This is a genomic window from Mesorhizobium sp. M8A.F.Ca.ET.165.01.1.1, from assembly GCF_004792065.1.
Classification (GTDB): domain Bacteria; phylum Pseudomonadota; class Alphaproteobacteria; order Rhizobiales; family Rhizobiaceae; genus Mesorhizobium.
In genome coordinates, this window is sequence record NZ_SRTH01000007.1 from 264,970 (window position 1) to 279,164 (window position 14,195).

Consider the following 14,195-nt stretch of genomic DNA (forward strand, 5'->3'; position numbering starts at 1 on the left):
CTATTTCCCCTGCTTCAGGAACTGGCTGAGCAAATCCACCGGCAGCGGGAACACGACGGTGGACGAGCGCTCACCGGCGATATCGTGCAAGGCCTCGAAATAGCGCAGCTGCATGGCCTGCGGCTCGGCCGCCAGCATGCGGCCCGCCTCGACCAGTTTCGCCGCCGCCTGCTGCTCGCCTTCGGCATTGATCACCTTGGCGCGCCGCAGCCGCTCGGCCTCGGCCTGCTTGGCGATGGCGCGGACCATGTTCTCGTTGAGGTCGACATGCTTGATCTCGACATTGGACACCTTGATGCCCCACGCATCGGTGCGCTGGTCGAGGATCTCCTGGATGTCGCTGTTGAGCCTGTCGCGCTCGGCCAGCATCTCGTCGAGCTCGTGCTTGCCGAGCACCGATCGCAGCGTGGTCTGCGCCAGCTGGTTGGTGGCGGCCATGTAGTCCTCGACCTGGATGACCGCCCGCTCGGCGTCGACGATGCGGAAATAAAGCACGGCGTTGACCTTTACCGAGACATTGTCGCGCGAAATCACGTCCTGCGGCGGCACGTCCTGCACCACCACGCGCAGGTCGACCTTCACCATCTGCTGGACGAAGGGAACGAGGATGATGAGGCCCGGCCCCTTGACCCCGGTGAAGCGGCCGAGCGTGAAGACCACGCCGCGCTGATATTCCCGCAGGATGCGGATCGCCGCGGACAGGAAGATAACCACAAGAACCGCAAGCAGCAGGTAGGCCACATAGCCGATGTTCATTGCCTTGCTCCATTCCTTCCCGCGTCGCGCCGCCGCACGGTCAGCACGAGGTCGCTGATGTCGGTCACCTCGACGCTGTCGCCGGCCGCGACGGGTTCATCGGCCTTCGCCCGCCAGCGCTCGCCCAAGGCCAGCACATGGCCCTCGCCGCCCTGCCAGTCGAGGATCTCGGCCGGCTGGCCGCGCATCGCTTCGCCGCCGACGCGCGGCGGGTTTCGGCGCGCCGCCCAGAGATAGGTGCCGCTCAGCAGCGCCAATCCAAGCGTCAGCGCGGCGGCGGGACCGATGATCGCCCATGACAAGGCAAAGCCCGGCCCCTCGACCCGCAGCAGCATGGCGGCACCGAACAGAAAGGCGGCCACGCCGCCGAGCCCGAGCACGACGGTGGGATTGAAGGCCTCGATGATGAGGAAAACGACGCCGAGCAGCATCAGGGCAAGGCCGGTATAGTTGATCGGCAGGAGATCGAGCGCATAGAGGCCGAGCACGAGGCAGATGGTGCCGATGACGCCGGGCGCCACGGCCCCCGGGCTGGTGAACTCGAAGACGATGCCGTAGACGCCGACCAACATCAGGATGACGGCGGTGTTCGGATCGGTGATGACGGAAAGCAGCTGGATGAACCAGCCCGGCTTCAGCGTCTCGACCGGCAGCCCCTTCGTCGCCAGCACCACTTTCTTGCCGGCCACATCGACGGTGCGCCCATCGGCCAGCAGCAAGAGCTCGGTGGTGTCGCGGGCGACGAAATCGATCACATGTTCCTGCAATGCCGCATTGGCCGACAGGCTCGCCGCCTCGCGCACGGCCTTCTCGCCCCAGTCGCCGTTGCGGCCGCGCAGTTCCGCCAGCGAGCGGATCAGGGCGACCGCGTCATTGGTCACCTTGGCCATCATCGCGTCGCCCGCCGGCCGGCCGTTGGCGTCCTTCTGGTCGCCCTCGCCCTTCTGGTCGCTCTTGTCGCCGCCCGGAAGCGACGGCAGCCCGCCAATCTCCACCGGCGTCGCCGCGCCCAGATTGGTGCCGGGCGCCATGGCAGCGACATGGGTGGCGTAGAGGATATAGGTGCCGGCGCTCGCCGCATGGCCGCCGGCCGGCGCGACATAGCCGATGACAGGCACCGGCGACGCCAGGATATCGGCGATCATCTCGCGCATCGAGGTGACCAGCCCGCCCGGCGTGTCGAGCTGCAGGATGAGGACTGCGGCATCCCGCCTGGCCGCGGCATCGAGCGCTTCCTTGAGCTGCCTGCTGCTTGCCGGCCCGATGGCGCCGTCAATGGCGACGCTTAGGGCCACCCTTTCGCCCCCGGCTGAGGAGAAGGGACAAAGAACAGCCGCGACGACGAAGGCCGCGGCAAGAAGGGCCACCCGCGCGAAGGTCACGCTCAAAGCTCCATGGACTCAATATGGGTTGTATTTTTGCGAAGTCCATGAAGGAGCCGACGTCGCAGATCGGCGACGGCCGAAGAGACGGCCTTCCCTTACTCCGGTGAAGGCACCGGCGGCTTCGAGGTCAGCGCCGTGCCGGCGGCGGCCACGATCACGGCGGCGATGCCGGCAAGTTGCGGCATGGTCAGGCTTTCCCGCAGGAACAGAAACCCGGCGAGCGCGCCGAGCCCCGGCTCCAGGCAGGTCAGCGTGCCGTAGATGCGGGCCGGCATGCGGGTCAGCGCCACCATCTCGAGGAAGAACGGCAGCGCGCTGGAGAACAGGCCGACGAGCAGCGCGCTGACCAGGATCGACGGCGCGAGCAGGCCGCTTCCCGCCTCGGCTATGCCGAAGGGCAGCACCAGCACGGCGGCGATGGCCATGCCATAGGCGGTGGTGCGGGTGCCGAGCTCCGCGCCTGCCTTCTGCGCCAGCACGATATACAGCGCCCAGAAACCGCCGGCGGCCAGCGCCAGCATCACGCCCACCGGGTCAAGCGGCTGCAGCGAGTGGATGAAGGGCGACAAAAGCACGATGCCGGCGACCGCCAGCGCGATCCAGGCAAAGTCGCTGGCACGCCGCGAGGTCAGCGTCGCCACCAGCAGCGGACCGGAAAACTCCAGCGCCACCGCGACGCCGAGCGGGATCCTGGCGAGCGCTGCGTAGAACAGAAGGTTGAGTGCGCAGAGCGTCACGCCATAGGCGACGAGCCACGGCAGCGTGGCGCGCGAGGGCCGCATCTGCCAGGGCCGCAGCACCGCGATCAGCATCAGGGCGCCGATGACGAGCCTGAGCGTCGTCGTGCCTTGCGCGCCGATCACCGGGAAAAGCGTCTTGGCGAAGGTGGCGCCGATCTGGATCGACACCATGGCACCCATCAGCGCCGCGACCGGCAAGGGTGCTGCCTCGCGGCTGGCAACCGGCATTGATGTCACTTTGGTTCATCCTCCATGCCGGCAGGCGCGAAGGCCGGCCGCATGGGAGATAGAGCGAACCGGCCCGCCTGTCGTGAGGCAGCGCGGATGCCTCGATGGGGGCACGGCCAGATGGCATGAACCGGCGGGCAACGCGTCGGACGTCACACCCGGTCGCCGCGCGCGTTCGGCAATCTGCTGATCGTCGCCAGTACAATCAGCGCGGCAGCGCCCAGAAGCGCCATCGCCCCGAGCGACCAGGCGATGCCGATATGCACGATGGTGACCGACAAGGCAAAAGGCGCGACAGCCGAGACGATCAGCCGGGCCGACATCACCCTGCCCTGCAGGCGGCCGTAGCCATCGCTGCCGAACAATGTGAGCGGCAGCGAGCCGGTGACGATGCTGAAAAGCCCGTTGCCCATGCCGAAGATGACGGCGAACGCCATCGCGCCGGCGATGGAAGGCGCGGTGCTATCCAGCGCGACCACACCGGTTGTCATCAGGCTGGCCGAGATGATGGCGAGCATCAATGGCGACAGCTTGCCGCCGAAGACCATGTTGATGAAACGGCTCAAGACTTGTGACGGCCCGAACAGCGTTCCCACGATGGCGGCGGCCGCGCCGAGGCCAAGTCCGGAAAGCAGCGGCACCATATGCACCAGCACGGCGGCGATCAGGTTCTGCAGCGAGAAGGCGATGACCATCAGCGCAAGGCCGAGCGGCCGCGACGTGGCGGGAAGCGATCCCTTGATATGCCGTGGCGGCGCGCTTGCCGACCGCCTGCCCTTGGCAAGCCCATGCGAGAGCCAGGCGTGCAGCGGCAGGCAGACAAGCAGGTTCAGGCCCGCGAAGACAAGATAGACGCTCTGCCACGGTATATGCGCGTGCAGGGCCGACGTGATCGGCCAGAACACGGTCGATGCGAAGCCGGCAATGAGGGTGAGGTAGGTAATGCTGCGTTGCGCGGCATGCGGCCTGATCTGCACCAGCAGCGCGAAGGCGGCGCCGTACTGCACCAGGTTCGATGCCACTTCGAGGACGATCAGCGCCGCCACGAAGGCCACGGCGGTGGGAGCACTGGCGCAGCCGGCGAGTGCCGCCGCTGCCAGCACCGAGCCGGCGGTCATGATTTTTCCGGCGCCGAAGCGGTCGATCCAGCGCCCCAGCCAGGGCGCCGTCAGGCCACCGATCAGCAAGGCGGCCGAAAAGCGCCGAAAATCCATTCGGTTGGCCATCCCAAATCCCTGGCCATGTCGGCGGCGAGGATGCTGAAGCTGTAATAGAGCGTGCCGTAGCCGATGATCTGGGTGACCCCAAGGGCGGCAATCGCGGCTATCGGCGCGCGTTCCGAGGCATCGAGCTCGGAAAGGCCCCGATTACTTGATGCCACGGTCACCGGTCACCACCTGGCCATCTTCCTTGGTGAAGTGGGTCACCGGATGGTCAAGCAGGTCGAGCACAAGCTCGGACGGCCGGCACAGCCGCGTCCCCTTTGGCGTCTTGACGATCGGCCGGTTGATCAGGATCGGATGCCTCAGCATGGCATCGAGCAGCTGCTCGTCGCTCCATTTGGGATCAGCCAGGCCAAGCTCGGCATAGGGAGTGCCCTTTTCGCGCAGCAAGGCGCGCAGCGGAATTCCCATGGCGGCGATAAGCTGGCGCAGGCGGTCCCGGCTGGGCGGATGTTCCAGATATTCGATGACCACCGGCTCCTCGCCGCTCGCCCTGATTATGGCAAGCGTGTTGCGCGAGGTGCTGCAGTCGGGATTGTGGTAGATCGTTACGGTCATGGCGCGGCCTCGACGGCAAGAGATTGGATTTCGGATTGCGGCTGCAGCAGCCACGTCATCAACGCCAGCGCGAAGCCGGCGCCGGCGAACTCGGCGGCGATGAAGCCGGGAAGACTTGCCGGGCTGATTCCCGAATACGTCTCCGTGAGCGCCCTCGCCACCGCGACCGCGGGATTGGCAAAGGACGTCGATGCGGTGAACCAGTAAGCAGCCGTGATATAGAGGCCGACCAGCCAGGGCACGGCCGCGCGTTCGAAGCGCAAGCCGGCCAGGATGACGGCGAGCAGGCCGAAGGTCGCGACGCCCTCCGAAAGCCATTGCGCGGCGCCGGTGCGGCCATGCGTCGACAGCGCCAGCGGCGCCAGGCCGAACATCAGATGCGCGATCACCGTGCCGACAATGCCGCCGGTAAGCTGGGCCAGCATATACCAGGCGCAGTCGCCGGCCGACAGCCGGCGCGAAAACGTCAGGGCGAGCGACACGGCCGGATTGAAATGGGCACCGGATATTGGGCCGAGGATTGTGATCAGCACGACGAGGCTCGCACCGGTTGGCAGCGTGTTGCAGAGAAGCGCCAGTGCGCCGTCGGCCGTCAGCGACCGCGCCATGATCCCTGAACCGACAACCGTAGCCACCAGCAGCGCCGTGCCAAGGCTTTCCGCGACCAGACGGCGCGGCAGGTCGAACTGGCGCTCGACTGTCATTGGGCCGCCTCTTGCGCATCGGCCGCACAGCAGCCCGGCGCCAGTGCCGGCGCGCAGATTTCCGGCCTTCCGGAGCAGCAATCCTCCATCAGGAAGCGGATCAGCCCGCTCAGCGCTTCATACTCGGCGCTATAGACCATGGAGCGGGAATCACGGCGCACGCTTACCAGCCCTGCCCGTTCGAGCTCCTTCAGGTGGAAGCTCACATTCGAGGCCGAGACCTCGACCTTCTCGGCGATGGCGCCTGCGGCAATACCATCCGGACCCGCGATCACCAGATGCCGCAGAATACGCAGTCGTGTTTCTTGCGAAAGGGCTGCGAATGCGGACAGGGCTTGACGTTCATCCATATTTCAACAATCCTAGAAATGTTGAAACGAGGATTACCGCACATGCTCGCCTCTGACAATCGGGAATTTGAATCCACCCCCGCCATCGCCGGTGATCCCGAGGACATCACCATCGCTGGCCTGCTGGGCTTTCTGGCCGGCCACGAGGACAGGCAGCTGGTGTTTTTCCATGATGGCCGGCCGGTGAAGCCCGGCTACCACGTCACCGAGGTAAAGGCCGGCACATTCGCCGCGCTGGACTGCGGCGCCAATCCCGAATCCTGGGCCGAGATCTTCGTCCAGCTCTGGGACGTCGACGAGGACCGCACGCATATGCCGGCCGGAAAATTCTCGGCGATCATCCGCAAGGTGACGGAGCATGTCGATCTCGACCCTTCCGCCCGGCTGACCTTCGAGGTCAGCGACGGCGTGCGCCCGATCGCCCTGTATCGGGCCGCCCTTCCCCGGCTCGTCGGCGGCGCGGTGCATGTCGACCTTTCGCCCCGGCCGGCAAGCTGCAAGCCGCGCGACCGTTGGCTCGAGGAAGAGAGAAAAGCCAAGGCCTGTTGCGGGCCTTCCGCTTCGGCGCAGCCTTGCTGCCGATAAGTCGCCCACAACCAAGCGAGGAAGGCTTCGTCCCTCAGTTCAGGGACTGGCGGCGTGGCGGCGGTGCCGGGTGTCGCTGCTCCAGTTCGGACGCGGCCGCCGCGCGGCCGGTCCGGCGCAGCCTTTCGAGATAGCCCGGCAACTCGCCAAGGCAATGGAATGGCCCGCCCTCCCTGATCACCGTCACCAGCGGATCGACATCGCTGTCGCTTCTCCTGGCCATCGTGGTGCGCCAGTCCTCGAGCAGGCGGCTGGCGTGATCGACCACGTCGCCCCGGCAGCTGGAAAGGTCATGCTGCTCGTGCGGATCCTCGCTGAGGTTGAACAGGCTGACGGGCCCAAAGTCCTTGTAGCCGTCATGATAGGTGCGCAGCATCAGCCAGTCGGCGCCGTCGAGCCGGAACCGCACGCCGCGCTGCACGGCCCACGCGCCCTGGCTCAGCACCAGGAAATCGCGGCCACCCTCCTCGCCGGCGGCAAGCGCGGTCGCGAAGGATTGCCCGTCCCACAGCGCGGGCACGCTGCCGCCAAGCCGGTCGATCAGTGTCGCGGCCCAATCGAAATGATAGTGCAGGCCGGCATTGACACCGCGCATGTCCTTGGCGCCGGGCCAGCGGATGACCAGAGGCACGTTGCAGGTGAACTCGTCCGCCGTCTGGTGGTCGCCCCAGACATTGAGCTCGCCGAGATTCTCGCCATGGTCGGCGCCGATGACGATGATCGTGTCGTCGAACAGGTTCTGCCGCTTCAGCTCCTCGATGATGAGACCGACATGGTGATCGGCATAGAGCACGCCGGTGTCATAGCCGTCGAACCACGCCTTGACCTTGCCCATGCTGTCGATCGGCGACGGCATGCGCCGGTATTTCGATCCGCCCGGTGTTACGTCGAAGCCTGAGGGTTCCTGCGGGCTGTGCGGACCGTAGCCGGCATGGCTCTTCTCGAACACGTCCTTCGTCATCCACTCCGGCAAAGGCTGATCGGCGAACGGATCGCCGAAGGAGTCCGGCGCACGATAGGGCGTGTGCGGATCCCAGACATTGACATGCAGGAACCATTTTTTTGCCGAGCCATTGCGCTTCAGCCAGTCGAGCGCCAGGCCCGACACCTCGTCGGCATTCTCCATGCCGGCCTTGCCCGGATTGATGATCTCGTTGAAGCCGGCATACCAGTGCCAGCAGCCATGCCGCTCGCCAAAACTGCTGATCGTCGTCGTGTGGTAGCCGAGATCGCGCAGCGCCCGCATCCAGCCCTCCTCGTAGAAGGTGCCGGCCCAGGCCCGCCCGGCGCCCTCGCGGAACGGCTCGCAGGCGGTGCCGCCATGGCCGACCACGCCGGTGCGCATGCCGTGGCGGCCGCTCCACAGCGCCGTGCGCGACGGATGACAGGGCACGTCGGAGACATAGACGTTCTCGAAGCGGATGCCGTCGCGGGCGAGGCTGTCGATGACGGGAGAGGTGTTGCGATGATAGCCGTAGCAACCGAGATGGTCGCGCCTCAGGCTGTCGATGTCGATATAGAGAACGTTCATGAAGGACTCGCCGCTTCTGTGGATGTCAAAGGCAGGCCCCGGCTGATTACCGGGGCTCGCGGTGTTCAAGAGCCGGCATCAGGCCGAAATATATTGATCGCCGAGATAGTAGTCCTTCGGGTCGAGCGAGGTGTCGAGCTTGCCGAAGGTCTTGAACAGGTCGTTCATCGTCGCGAACCAGCCGTTCACGCTGCCGTCCTTGGTGAGCTTGGTGAGCTCGGCCGAGGTCATGAAACGCCCGTAGCCGGCCTCGGTCTTCAATTGTTCGGCCGGAATGCCAAGCAGTTTCGAGGTGATCTCGATCGCCTTGTCCTGGTTGGCGGCGCGGAAATCCTGCGCGTCCTTGATGGCACGGACCACATTCTTGACGAGATCGGGATTGCCCTCGACCAGATCGTTGCGGGCGATGAAGACGCTCGGGAACGTGGTCTGCGGGTAGAAATCGTCGTTCTTGGCCAGTTCCACCAGGTCGGGAACCCGGGTCTTGATGATGCCGACGAACGGGTACCAGATGCCGGCCGCGTCGACCTGCTTGGAGGCGAAGGCCGCCACGATGGTGCTCGGGTCCATCTGCACGATGTCGAGGTCGGTCATCGCCATGTTGGCCTTGCGCAGCGCCAGCCGCAGCAGCATGTCGCCTGACGTGCCGGCCGCGATCGCCACCTTCCTGCCCTTGAGCTCGGCGATCGACTTGATGCCGGCCTGGGCGATCACCCGGTCGGAAAAGCCGACATCGTTGACGGCGATGATCTTGGCCTTGCCGGTCGCCGGCAGCCACAGCGCGCCCGGTCCGAGATAGCCGAATTCGAGGCTGTTGGCGCCCAGCGCCTGCACCTGGATCGGCCCGTTGGTGAAGACCTTGATGTCGGCGTCGACGCCATGCTTGGCATAGAAGCCTTGATCGGCGGCCACGCCGGAGATGCTCGCGCCCCAGAAGTCGCCATTGTAGCCGATGCGCGCCGGCGTCCCCGCTGCCCTGGCCTTGATGCCAGAGGCGGCGAACGCGGCCAGCGCCGCCGAGGATGCCATGAAATTCCGTCTTGTCAGTGTCACGCTACTCTCCTCCTGTTACTGGTGCTAAACGGCTTCCGCCGCTACTGGTGGTACACCGCTTGCCAGACGCGGTTGCGGATGGTCATGAACTCGGCCGAAAGCCGGATTTCCTCGGTTCTGGGATAAGGCAGCGGGACATCGATGATCTCCTTCAGCCTGCCCGGCCGCGCCGCCATGACGATGACGCGGTTGGCAAGGTAGACGGCCTCGTCGACATCATGGGTGATGAACATCACCGTGCGCCGCTCGCGGCTCCAGGTGTCGAGCAACTGGTCCTGAAGCTGCACGCGGGTCAGCGCGTCGAGCGCGCCGAACGGCTCGTCCATCAAAAGAATGGACGGGTCCACCGCATAGGCGCGCGCGATGGCGCAGCGCTGCTTCATGCCGCCGGACAGCGTCTTTGGCAGCGCGTCGGCGAAATCGCCGAGGCCCACGAGGTCGATGAAACGCTCGGCGATCTGCCTGCGGCGCGAAGCCTCCTCGCCCTTGATGCGCAGCCCGAACTCGACGTTCTGGCGAACGGTCAGCCAGGGAAAGAGCGCGTATTGCTGGAAGATCATGCCGCGCTCCGGCCCCGGCCCTTCGACAGCCTTGCCGTCGACCAGCACGCTGCCCTCGCTCGGCCGCAACAGGCCGGCGGCGATGTTGAGCGCCGTCGACTTGCCGCAGCCGGAGGGGCCGACGACGGTGACGAACTCGCCGTCGGCGATGTCGAGCGACAGCCGGTCGAGCGCGATGAAGCTGTTGTCGCTCAGGTCGAAACGGCGGGTGACCTTGTCGAACACGATCTTTGGAACGATCCTGGAAGCCATCACACGCGCTCCTGCCAGACGGTGAGCCGGCGCTCGATCACCAGGAGGATGCGATCCATGGCAAGGCCGAGCAGGCCGATGGTGATCAGGCTGACGAAGATGGTCGGCAGGTCGTAATAAAGCTGCGCCTGCTGCATACGGAAGCCGAGCCCGGACTGCGCGGCGATCAGTTCGGCGGCGACCAGCGTCGCCCAGGCCGATCCAAGCCCGATGCGTACCCCGACCAGGATGAACGGCGTCGACGCCGGGATGATGACGCGCAGGAAGATCGTCATGTCTTTCGCGCCAAGCACCCGCGCGGCGTTGATCATCGTCTTGTCGACGCTGATGACGCCCTGATAGGTGGCGACGACGCTGGCCAGGAACGATGCCAGGAAGATGACGAAGATTTTTGGCGTCTCGTCGATGCCCATGGTGACGATCGCCAGCGGAATGATGGCGAGCGGCGGGATCATGCGGAAGAACTGCAGATAGGGCTCGATCAGCGAACGGGCGACCTTGTACCAGCCCATGACGAAGCCGACCGGGATCGCGAGGATGACGCCGAGCAGGAAGCCGGTCAGCACCCGCGCCAGGCTGGAGGCGATATCGGTGGCAAGCTGCCCGCTGGCGATGACATCGCCGAACCGCGCCGCCACCTGCGGCGGCGGCGGCAGGCCGACCGCGCCGCCCGCCGTAAGCGCCCACCAGATGGCGACACCGGCGACGAGCCCGACGAGATTGAGCGCGAGGGCGGGATAGTCGATGCCTTGCCCTTCCGGCGGCGTACCGCCTGGGCGTGTCGTCTTGGCTGCCTCGCTCATCGCGAAACCCCCGAATAGAAGAAGTGGTCGAGCGCCGCGGCCGAAGCGCCGATGGCGCCAGCGCCGGGGCCGAGGCTCGACCGCTCGATGCGCAGCACATCGCGCATCGGCGGCAGCACGCGGGGCGGAACGCCCTCGCGGATATGGTCGATGAAGCTTTCCGGCGCTTCGGCGAGATGGCCGCCAAAAACGATCAGGTCCGGATTGAGCAGGTTGGTCGCGGTCGCGATCGCTGTCGTCAGGTGCCTGAGTGCCGCGTTCCAGGGCTCGGGATATTTCTCCAACTCGGCCAGCAGCCGCTTGGGATGCGGCGCCTCGATATGCGCGTCGCGGGCCAGCGCCCGTTCGGACAGGAACGTCTCCAGGCAGCCTCTGTTGCCGCAGGCGCAGCGCTCGCCATTCTCTACCACCTGGACATGGCCGAGTTCGACGGCCCCATAGCCGCCGGGGCGGAATGGCATGCCGTTGATCACCAGCCCGGCGCCGAGGCCGGTGCGCAGGTAGATGTAAAGCAGCGCGGTGGCGTCGCGGCCGATGCCGTAGCGCGACTCCGCCAGCGCCATGGCGCTGACATTGTGCTCGACCACGGCGGGTATGCCGAGGGCCGTCTCGAGTTCGTCGGCGAAGGGCACGTCCTTCCAGTCGTAATTGACCGACTGCAAATTGCGCCGCCGCTTGGTGTCCACCGGGCCAGGCACGCCGAGCCCGAGGCCGATCAGGCGGGACCGCTCGACGCCTGTCTTGCGGATCAGTTGCTCGACGGTCCGCACCACCATGCCGATCACCGCGGCCGGTTCACTGGTGGCGGTGTCGAAATACTGCGAGGCCATGGCTTTCGAGGAAGCCTTGAGGTCGGTGATCGTGGCATGGATGGTGCCGGCGCCGATGTGCACGCCAACCACCGACAGGGCATCCGGCACCAGCGCGACGCCGATGGCCGGCCGGCCGACGGGTGCGTCGCCGGCGGCGGCCTGGTTGAGCTCGACGACCGTCCCTTCCCTGAGCAGATGCGCCGTCAGATGGGTCAGCGCGGTCGGCGAGAGCGCGGTCCGCCGCGCCAGTTCGGCACGCGACTGCGGACCGTCGTCGCGCAGGATGCGCAGGATTGCTCCGTGATGGACGCCCATCTTCTCCTCCCTATTATTTTCTAATGTTAATAAATTAATTAAGGCTGTCAAGGACACGGCCACCACCGGGCGAACGACCGCGCCGCATCGGCTGGTCGTCGTCACTTGATCAAAGCAATTCAGAAGAGTGAGGACCTAGCGCTTTCCCTTGGAAATTGCTTAAAAACAAAGGGATAGGGTTCAGCCGGAGAAGGACACGCCCCTGTGGCGCATCCCTGCCTGCACGCCGCGCACGATGAGCCGGGACAGGATTTCCATGTCCAGCGGCATTCCCGGACGCCAGACGTCGAGCAACAGCGCAATGCGCGCCTCGTCGGCGTTGTTCATCACTTCGTGCGGGAAGGTGTCGTCCCACAGCATGCCTTCGCCATCCGTGATCCGCTTCTCCTGATGATTGATCATCATGATGGTCGCGGGGCGGCCATCGGTCTGCCGCGGAATGACCAGGCCGAGATGAAAGCGCATGATGCCGCGAAACGGTCCGCGATGGCTGGGAATGTGCTTGCGCGGCGCCAGGAACGAGATGGCCGCCGATTTGACTTCGGGACACTCGGCGAGTAACTGGCTCAGAACCGGCATCCGCGCCAGGTTTTCGGGAACCCCGATGTCGTAGGCCTTGAGCACGAACATGCGCCAGTCGAGGCCGTCATTGGCCGAGATCTCGGCCTGCTCCGGCATGATGTCGTGGAAGCGCGGCGCCCCGCCCAGCCGTACGGCGAGCGCTTCGTCGCGTATGCCGCGCCAGGCGGCGATGAATTTGGCCGCGTTCGGAAAATCGGTCGCGGCATCGAGGATAGCCGGCGCGTCTATGCGCCTTTCATAGACACGCCGGACCCCTTTGGATGCAAGATCGTAGACGCGGGACATCGCATAACCTCGATGGCACCATAAACGGACAGCCGATGGTTCGGGTTGCACATTTTGGTCATCGCGTCGTGAACTACCCGGACAGCCATGGGCCAGGTCCTGTGCCGGCCACCCGGCAATCCGAGGCAATTCGTCAACCGGATCGAACGATCCCAGATGTCCCGCTCATTCCCTGAAGGCGCGGTTGAGCTGATCCTGCAGCGGTTTGACGAGGTAGGAGATCACGGTTCGGTCGGCGGTCTTGATGAAGGATTCGACCGGCATGCCCGGAACCAGCTTGACCTCGCCGAGGCGCGCGATCTCCGAGTTCGTCGTCGCGATGCGGACAGTGTAGTAGCTGATGCCGGTGCGCTGGTCGGTCGTCGTGTCCGGCGAGGTTCGTTCGACCGTCCCGTTGATCTGCGGCGTGGTGCGCTGGTTGAAGGCCGAGAAGCGCAGCGCCGCCGGCTGGCCGACCCACAGCTGGTCGATGTCGCTCGGCGCGATCTTGGCCTCGACCGTCAGGCTGTCGCTGTCGGGCACGATCTGCATGATCGTCTGGCCAGGGGTGATGACGCCGCCGACGGTGTGGGCGATTGATTGCTGCACGATGCCGTCCTGCGGCGCGCGGATGTCGATGCGCCTGAGCTGGTCCTCGGCGGCGATCTTGCGCTCCGTCAGTTCGCCGACCTTGCCGTCGATCTCGCGCAAATCCTTGTTGACGTCGGTGCTGAGTTCGAGGTCGATCTGGAGGATCTGCAAATTGATCTCGGCGATCTTGCCCTGGGCCTGCGCCAGGGCCGCCGTCAACTGGCCGCGCTCGCCATCGAGCCGCGCCGACTCGCGCTCCATGGCGGTCAGGCGATCGATCGAGATCAGCCGCTTCTTCCACAGCGCGCGTATGCTGGCCAGTTCCTCCTCGACAAGCGCGATTTCTTGCGACTTGGCTTCCGCCTGGGCCGTGTCCCCGCCAATCTCTTTCTGCAGCTGCAGGATGCGCTCCTGCAGCTGGCCCTTCCGACCGGAACGATCCGCACGCCTTGTCTCGAAGACCTGTTCCTCGCCGGCGATGATCTCCGCGATCGCCGCATCACCGCGACGATCGAGAATATCTCTGGGGAAGGCGATGGCATCGGCACCCCGGCGCTCCGCTTCGAGGCGCGCCTCGCGTGCCGACAACTGATCGAGGGCCTTGGTGACGACGGCGAGGTTGGCCGCCGGCACGGTGGGATCGAGGCGCACGAGCAGCGCCCCGCGCTTGACACGGTCGCCGTCATGCGCCGCGATCTCGCCGACGATGCCGCCGGTCGAATGCTGTACGTCCTTGACGTGGGAATCCACGACGAGGACCCCCGACGCGATGACCGCTCCCGAAATGCGGGTCAGCGAGGCCCAGCCGCCGACGCCGCCGACCAGCACCGCGACCGCGACGAGGCCCCAGCGCATGTAGCGTTGAATGGACTGGTGGGAGGAACTCGGCATCATCCCTCCCCT

Annotated in this window: 14 protein-coding genes and 1 pseudogene; 1 reads left to right on the forward strand and 14 read right to left on the reverse strand. The window is 65.8% G+C overall.

The annotated features are described in order from the left end of the window. From EN808_RS20870 to EN808_RS20900, 7 genes and pseudogenes are all read right to left on the reverse strand, one after another. Positions 1 to 756, reverse strand: a complete 756-nt coding sequence (locus tag EN808_RS20870; RefSeq protein ID WP_127278988.1) for a slipin family protein — start codon at positions 754 to 756, stop codon at positions 1 to 3. Further along, positions 753 to 2,138, reverse strand: a complete 1,386-nt coding sequence (locus tag EN808_RS20875) for a nodulation protein NfeD (RefSeq protein ID WP_135916784.1) — start codon at positions 2,136 to 2,138, stop codon at positions 753 to 755. The genes EN808_RS20870 and EN808_RS20875 overlap by 4 nt, the downstream gene beginning before the upstream one ends. A 98-nt stretch (positions 2,139 to 2,236) precedes the next feature. After that, positions 2,237 to 3,118 carry a DMT family transporter gene (locus tag EN808_RS20880; RefSeq protein WP_135916785.1) on the reverse strand — a complete coding sequence of 294 codons (882 nt, stop codon included), beginning with the start codon at positions 3,116 to 3,118 and terminating at the stop codon, positions 2,237 to 2,239. A gap of 143 nt (positions 3,119 to 3,261) precedes the next feature. Beyond that, positions 3,262 to 4,490 (reverse strand): annotated as a pseudogene (gene arsK / locus EN808_RS20885) (arsenite efflux MFS transporter ArsK). Beyond that, the gene (arsC, locus tag EN808_RS20890; RefSeq protein WP_135916786.1) at positions 4,477 to 4,890 is read right to left on the reverse strand and encodes an arsenate reductase (glutaredoxin); all 414 of its coding nucleotides are present in this window, start codon (positions 4,888 to 4,890) and stop codon (positions 4,477 to 4,479) included. Before arsC ends, arsK begins: the two are co-directional and overlap by 14 nt. Continuing rightward, on the reverse strand, positions 4,887 to 5,594 hold the full coding sequence (locus tag EN808_RS20895) for an MIP/aquaporin family protein (RefSeq protein ID WP_135916787.1): 708 nt from the start codon (positions 5,592 to 5,594) through the stop codon (positions 4,887 to 4,889). The genes arsC and EN808_RS20895 overlap by 4 nt, the downstream gene beginning before the upstream one ends. Beyond that, positions 5,591 to 5,944, reverse strand: a complete 354-nt coding sequence (locus tag EN808_RS20900; RefSeq protein WP_127281126.1) for a metalloregulator ArsR/SmtB family transcription factor — start codon at positions 5,942 to 5,944, stop codon at positions 5,591 to 5,593. The genes EN808_RS20895 and EN808_RS20900 overlap by 4 nt, the downstream gene beginning before the upstream one ends. 42 nt (positions 5,945 to 5,986) lie before the next feature. On the opposite strand from EN808_RS20900, the gene EN808_RS20905 reads away from it, so the two are divergent. After that, positions 5,987 to 6,529: a DUF6428 family protein gene (locus tag EN808_RS20905; RefSeq protein WP_135916788.1), complete on the forward strand. Its 543-nt coding sequence runs from the start codon at positions 5,987 to 5,989 to the stop codon at positions 6,527 to 6,529. Positions 6,530 to 6,563: 34 nt separating this feature from the next. Here the strand turns inward: EN808_RS20905 and EN808_RS20910 are convergent, their stop codons facing one another. The 7 genes from EN808_RS20910 to EN808_RS20940 all read right to left on the reverse strand — a co-directional run bounded on the left by EN808_RS20910 (position 6,564) and on the right by EN808_RS20940 (position 14,183). Beyond that, the gene (locus EN808_RS20910; RefSeq protein WP_135916789.1) at positions 6,564 to 8,060 is read right to left on the reverse strand and encodes a sulfatase; all 1,497 of its coding nucleotides are present in this window, start codon (positions 8,058 to 8,060) and stop codon (positions 6,564 to 6,566) included. Positions 8,061 to 8,138: 78 nt separating this feature from the next. Beyond that, on the reverse strand, positions 8,139 to 9,113 hold the full coding sequence (locus EN808_RS20915; protein WP_245525110.1) for an aliphatic sulfonate ABC transporter substrate-binding protein: 975 nt from the start codon (positions 9,111 to 9,113) through the stop codon (positions 8,139 to 8,141). Between the two features lie 41 nt (positions 9,114 to 9,154). Further along, entirely contained in the window at positions 9,155 to 9,913 is a 759-nt protein-coding gene (locus tag EN808_RS20920; RefSeq protein WP_189343732.1) for an ABC transporter ATP-binding protein, read from the reverse strand. Positions 9,914 to 9,924: 11 nt separating this feature from the next. Continuing rightward, entirely contained in the window at positions 9,925 to 10,728 is an 804-nt protein-coding gene (locus EN808_RS20925; protein WP_135882074.1) for an ABC transporter permease, read from the reverse strand. Next, on the reverse strand, positions 10,725 to 11,855 hold the full coding sequence (locus tag EN808_RS20930) for an ROK family transcriptional regulator (protein ID WP_127279632.1): 1,131 nt from the start codon (positions 11,853 to 11,855) through the stop codon (positions 10,725 to 10,727). Before EN808_RS20930 ends, EN808_RS20925 begins: the two co-directional genes overlap by 4 nt. 180 nt (positions 11,856 to 12,035) lie before the next feature. Next, positions 12,036 to 12,722 carry an aspartyl/asparaginyl beta-hydroxylase domain-containing protein gene (locus tag EN808_RS20935; protein WP_135916790.1) on the reverse strand — a complete coding sequence of 229 codons (687 nt, stop codon included), beginning with the start codon at positions 12,720 to 12,722 and terminating at the stop codon, positions 12,036 to 12,038. A gap of 165 nt (positions 12,723 to 12,887) precedes the next feature. After that, positions 12,888 to 14,183 (reverse strand): HlyD family type I secretion periplasmic adaptor subunit, encoded by a 1,296-nt coding sequence (locus tag EN808_RS20940; RefSeq protein WP_245525111.1) that lies wholly within the window; start codon positions 14,181 to 14,183, stop codon positions 12,888 to 12,890. Positions 14,184 to 14,195 lie beyond the last annotated feature (12 nt).

Excerpts from the sequence above, each read along its gene's own strand:
- EN808_RS20870 (WP_127278988.1), bottom strand. The coding sequence starts at position 756 with ATGAACATCGGCTATGTGGCCTACCTGCTGCTTGCGGTTCTTGTGGTT.
- arsC (WP_135916786.1), bottom strand. The coding sequence starts at position 4,890 with ATGACCGTAACGATCTACCACAATCCCGACTGCAGCACCTCGCGCAAC.
- EN808_RS20895 (WP_135916787.1), bottom strand. The coding sequence starts at position 5,594 with ATGACAGTCGAGCGCCAGTTCGACCTGCCGCGCCGTCTGGTCGCGGAA.
- EN808_RS20900 (WP_127281126.1), bottom strand. The coding sequence starts at position 5,944 with ATGGATGAACGTCAAGCCCTGTCCGCATTCGCAGCCCTTTCGCAAGAA.
- EN808_RS20905 (WP_135916788.1), top strand. The coding sequence starts at position 5,987 with ATGCTCGCCTCTGACAATCGGGAATTTGAATCCACCCCCGCCATCGCC.
- EN808_RS20910 (WP_135916789.1), bottom strand. The coding sequence starts at position 8,060 with ATGAACGTTCTCTATATCGACATCGACAGCCTGAGGCGCGACCATCTC.
- EN808_RS20925 (WP_135882074.1), bottom strand. The coding sequence starts at position 10,728 with ATGAGCGAGGCAGCCAAGACGACACGCCCAGGCGGTACGCCGCCGGAA.
- EN808_RS20930 (WP_127279632.1), bottom strand. The coding sequence starts at position 11,855 with ATGGGCGTCCATCACGGAGCAATCCTGCGCATCCTGCGCGACGACGGT.
- EN808_RS20935 (WP_135916790.1), bottom strand. The coding sequence starts at position 12,722 with ATGTCCCGCGTCTACGATCTTGCATCCAAAGGGGTCCGGCGTGTCTAT.
- EN808_RS20940 (WP_245525111.1), bottom strand. The coding sequence starts at position 14,183 with ATGCCGAGTTCCTCCCACCAGTCCATTCAACGCTACATGCGCTGGGGC.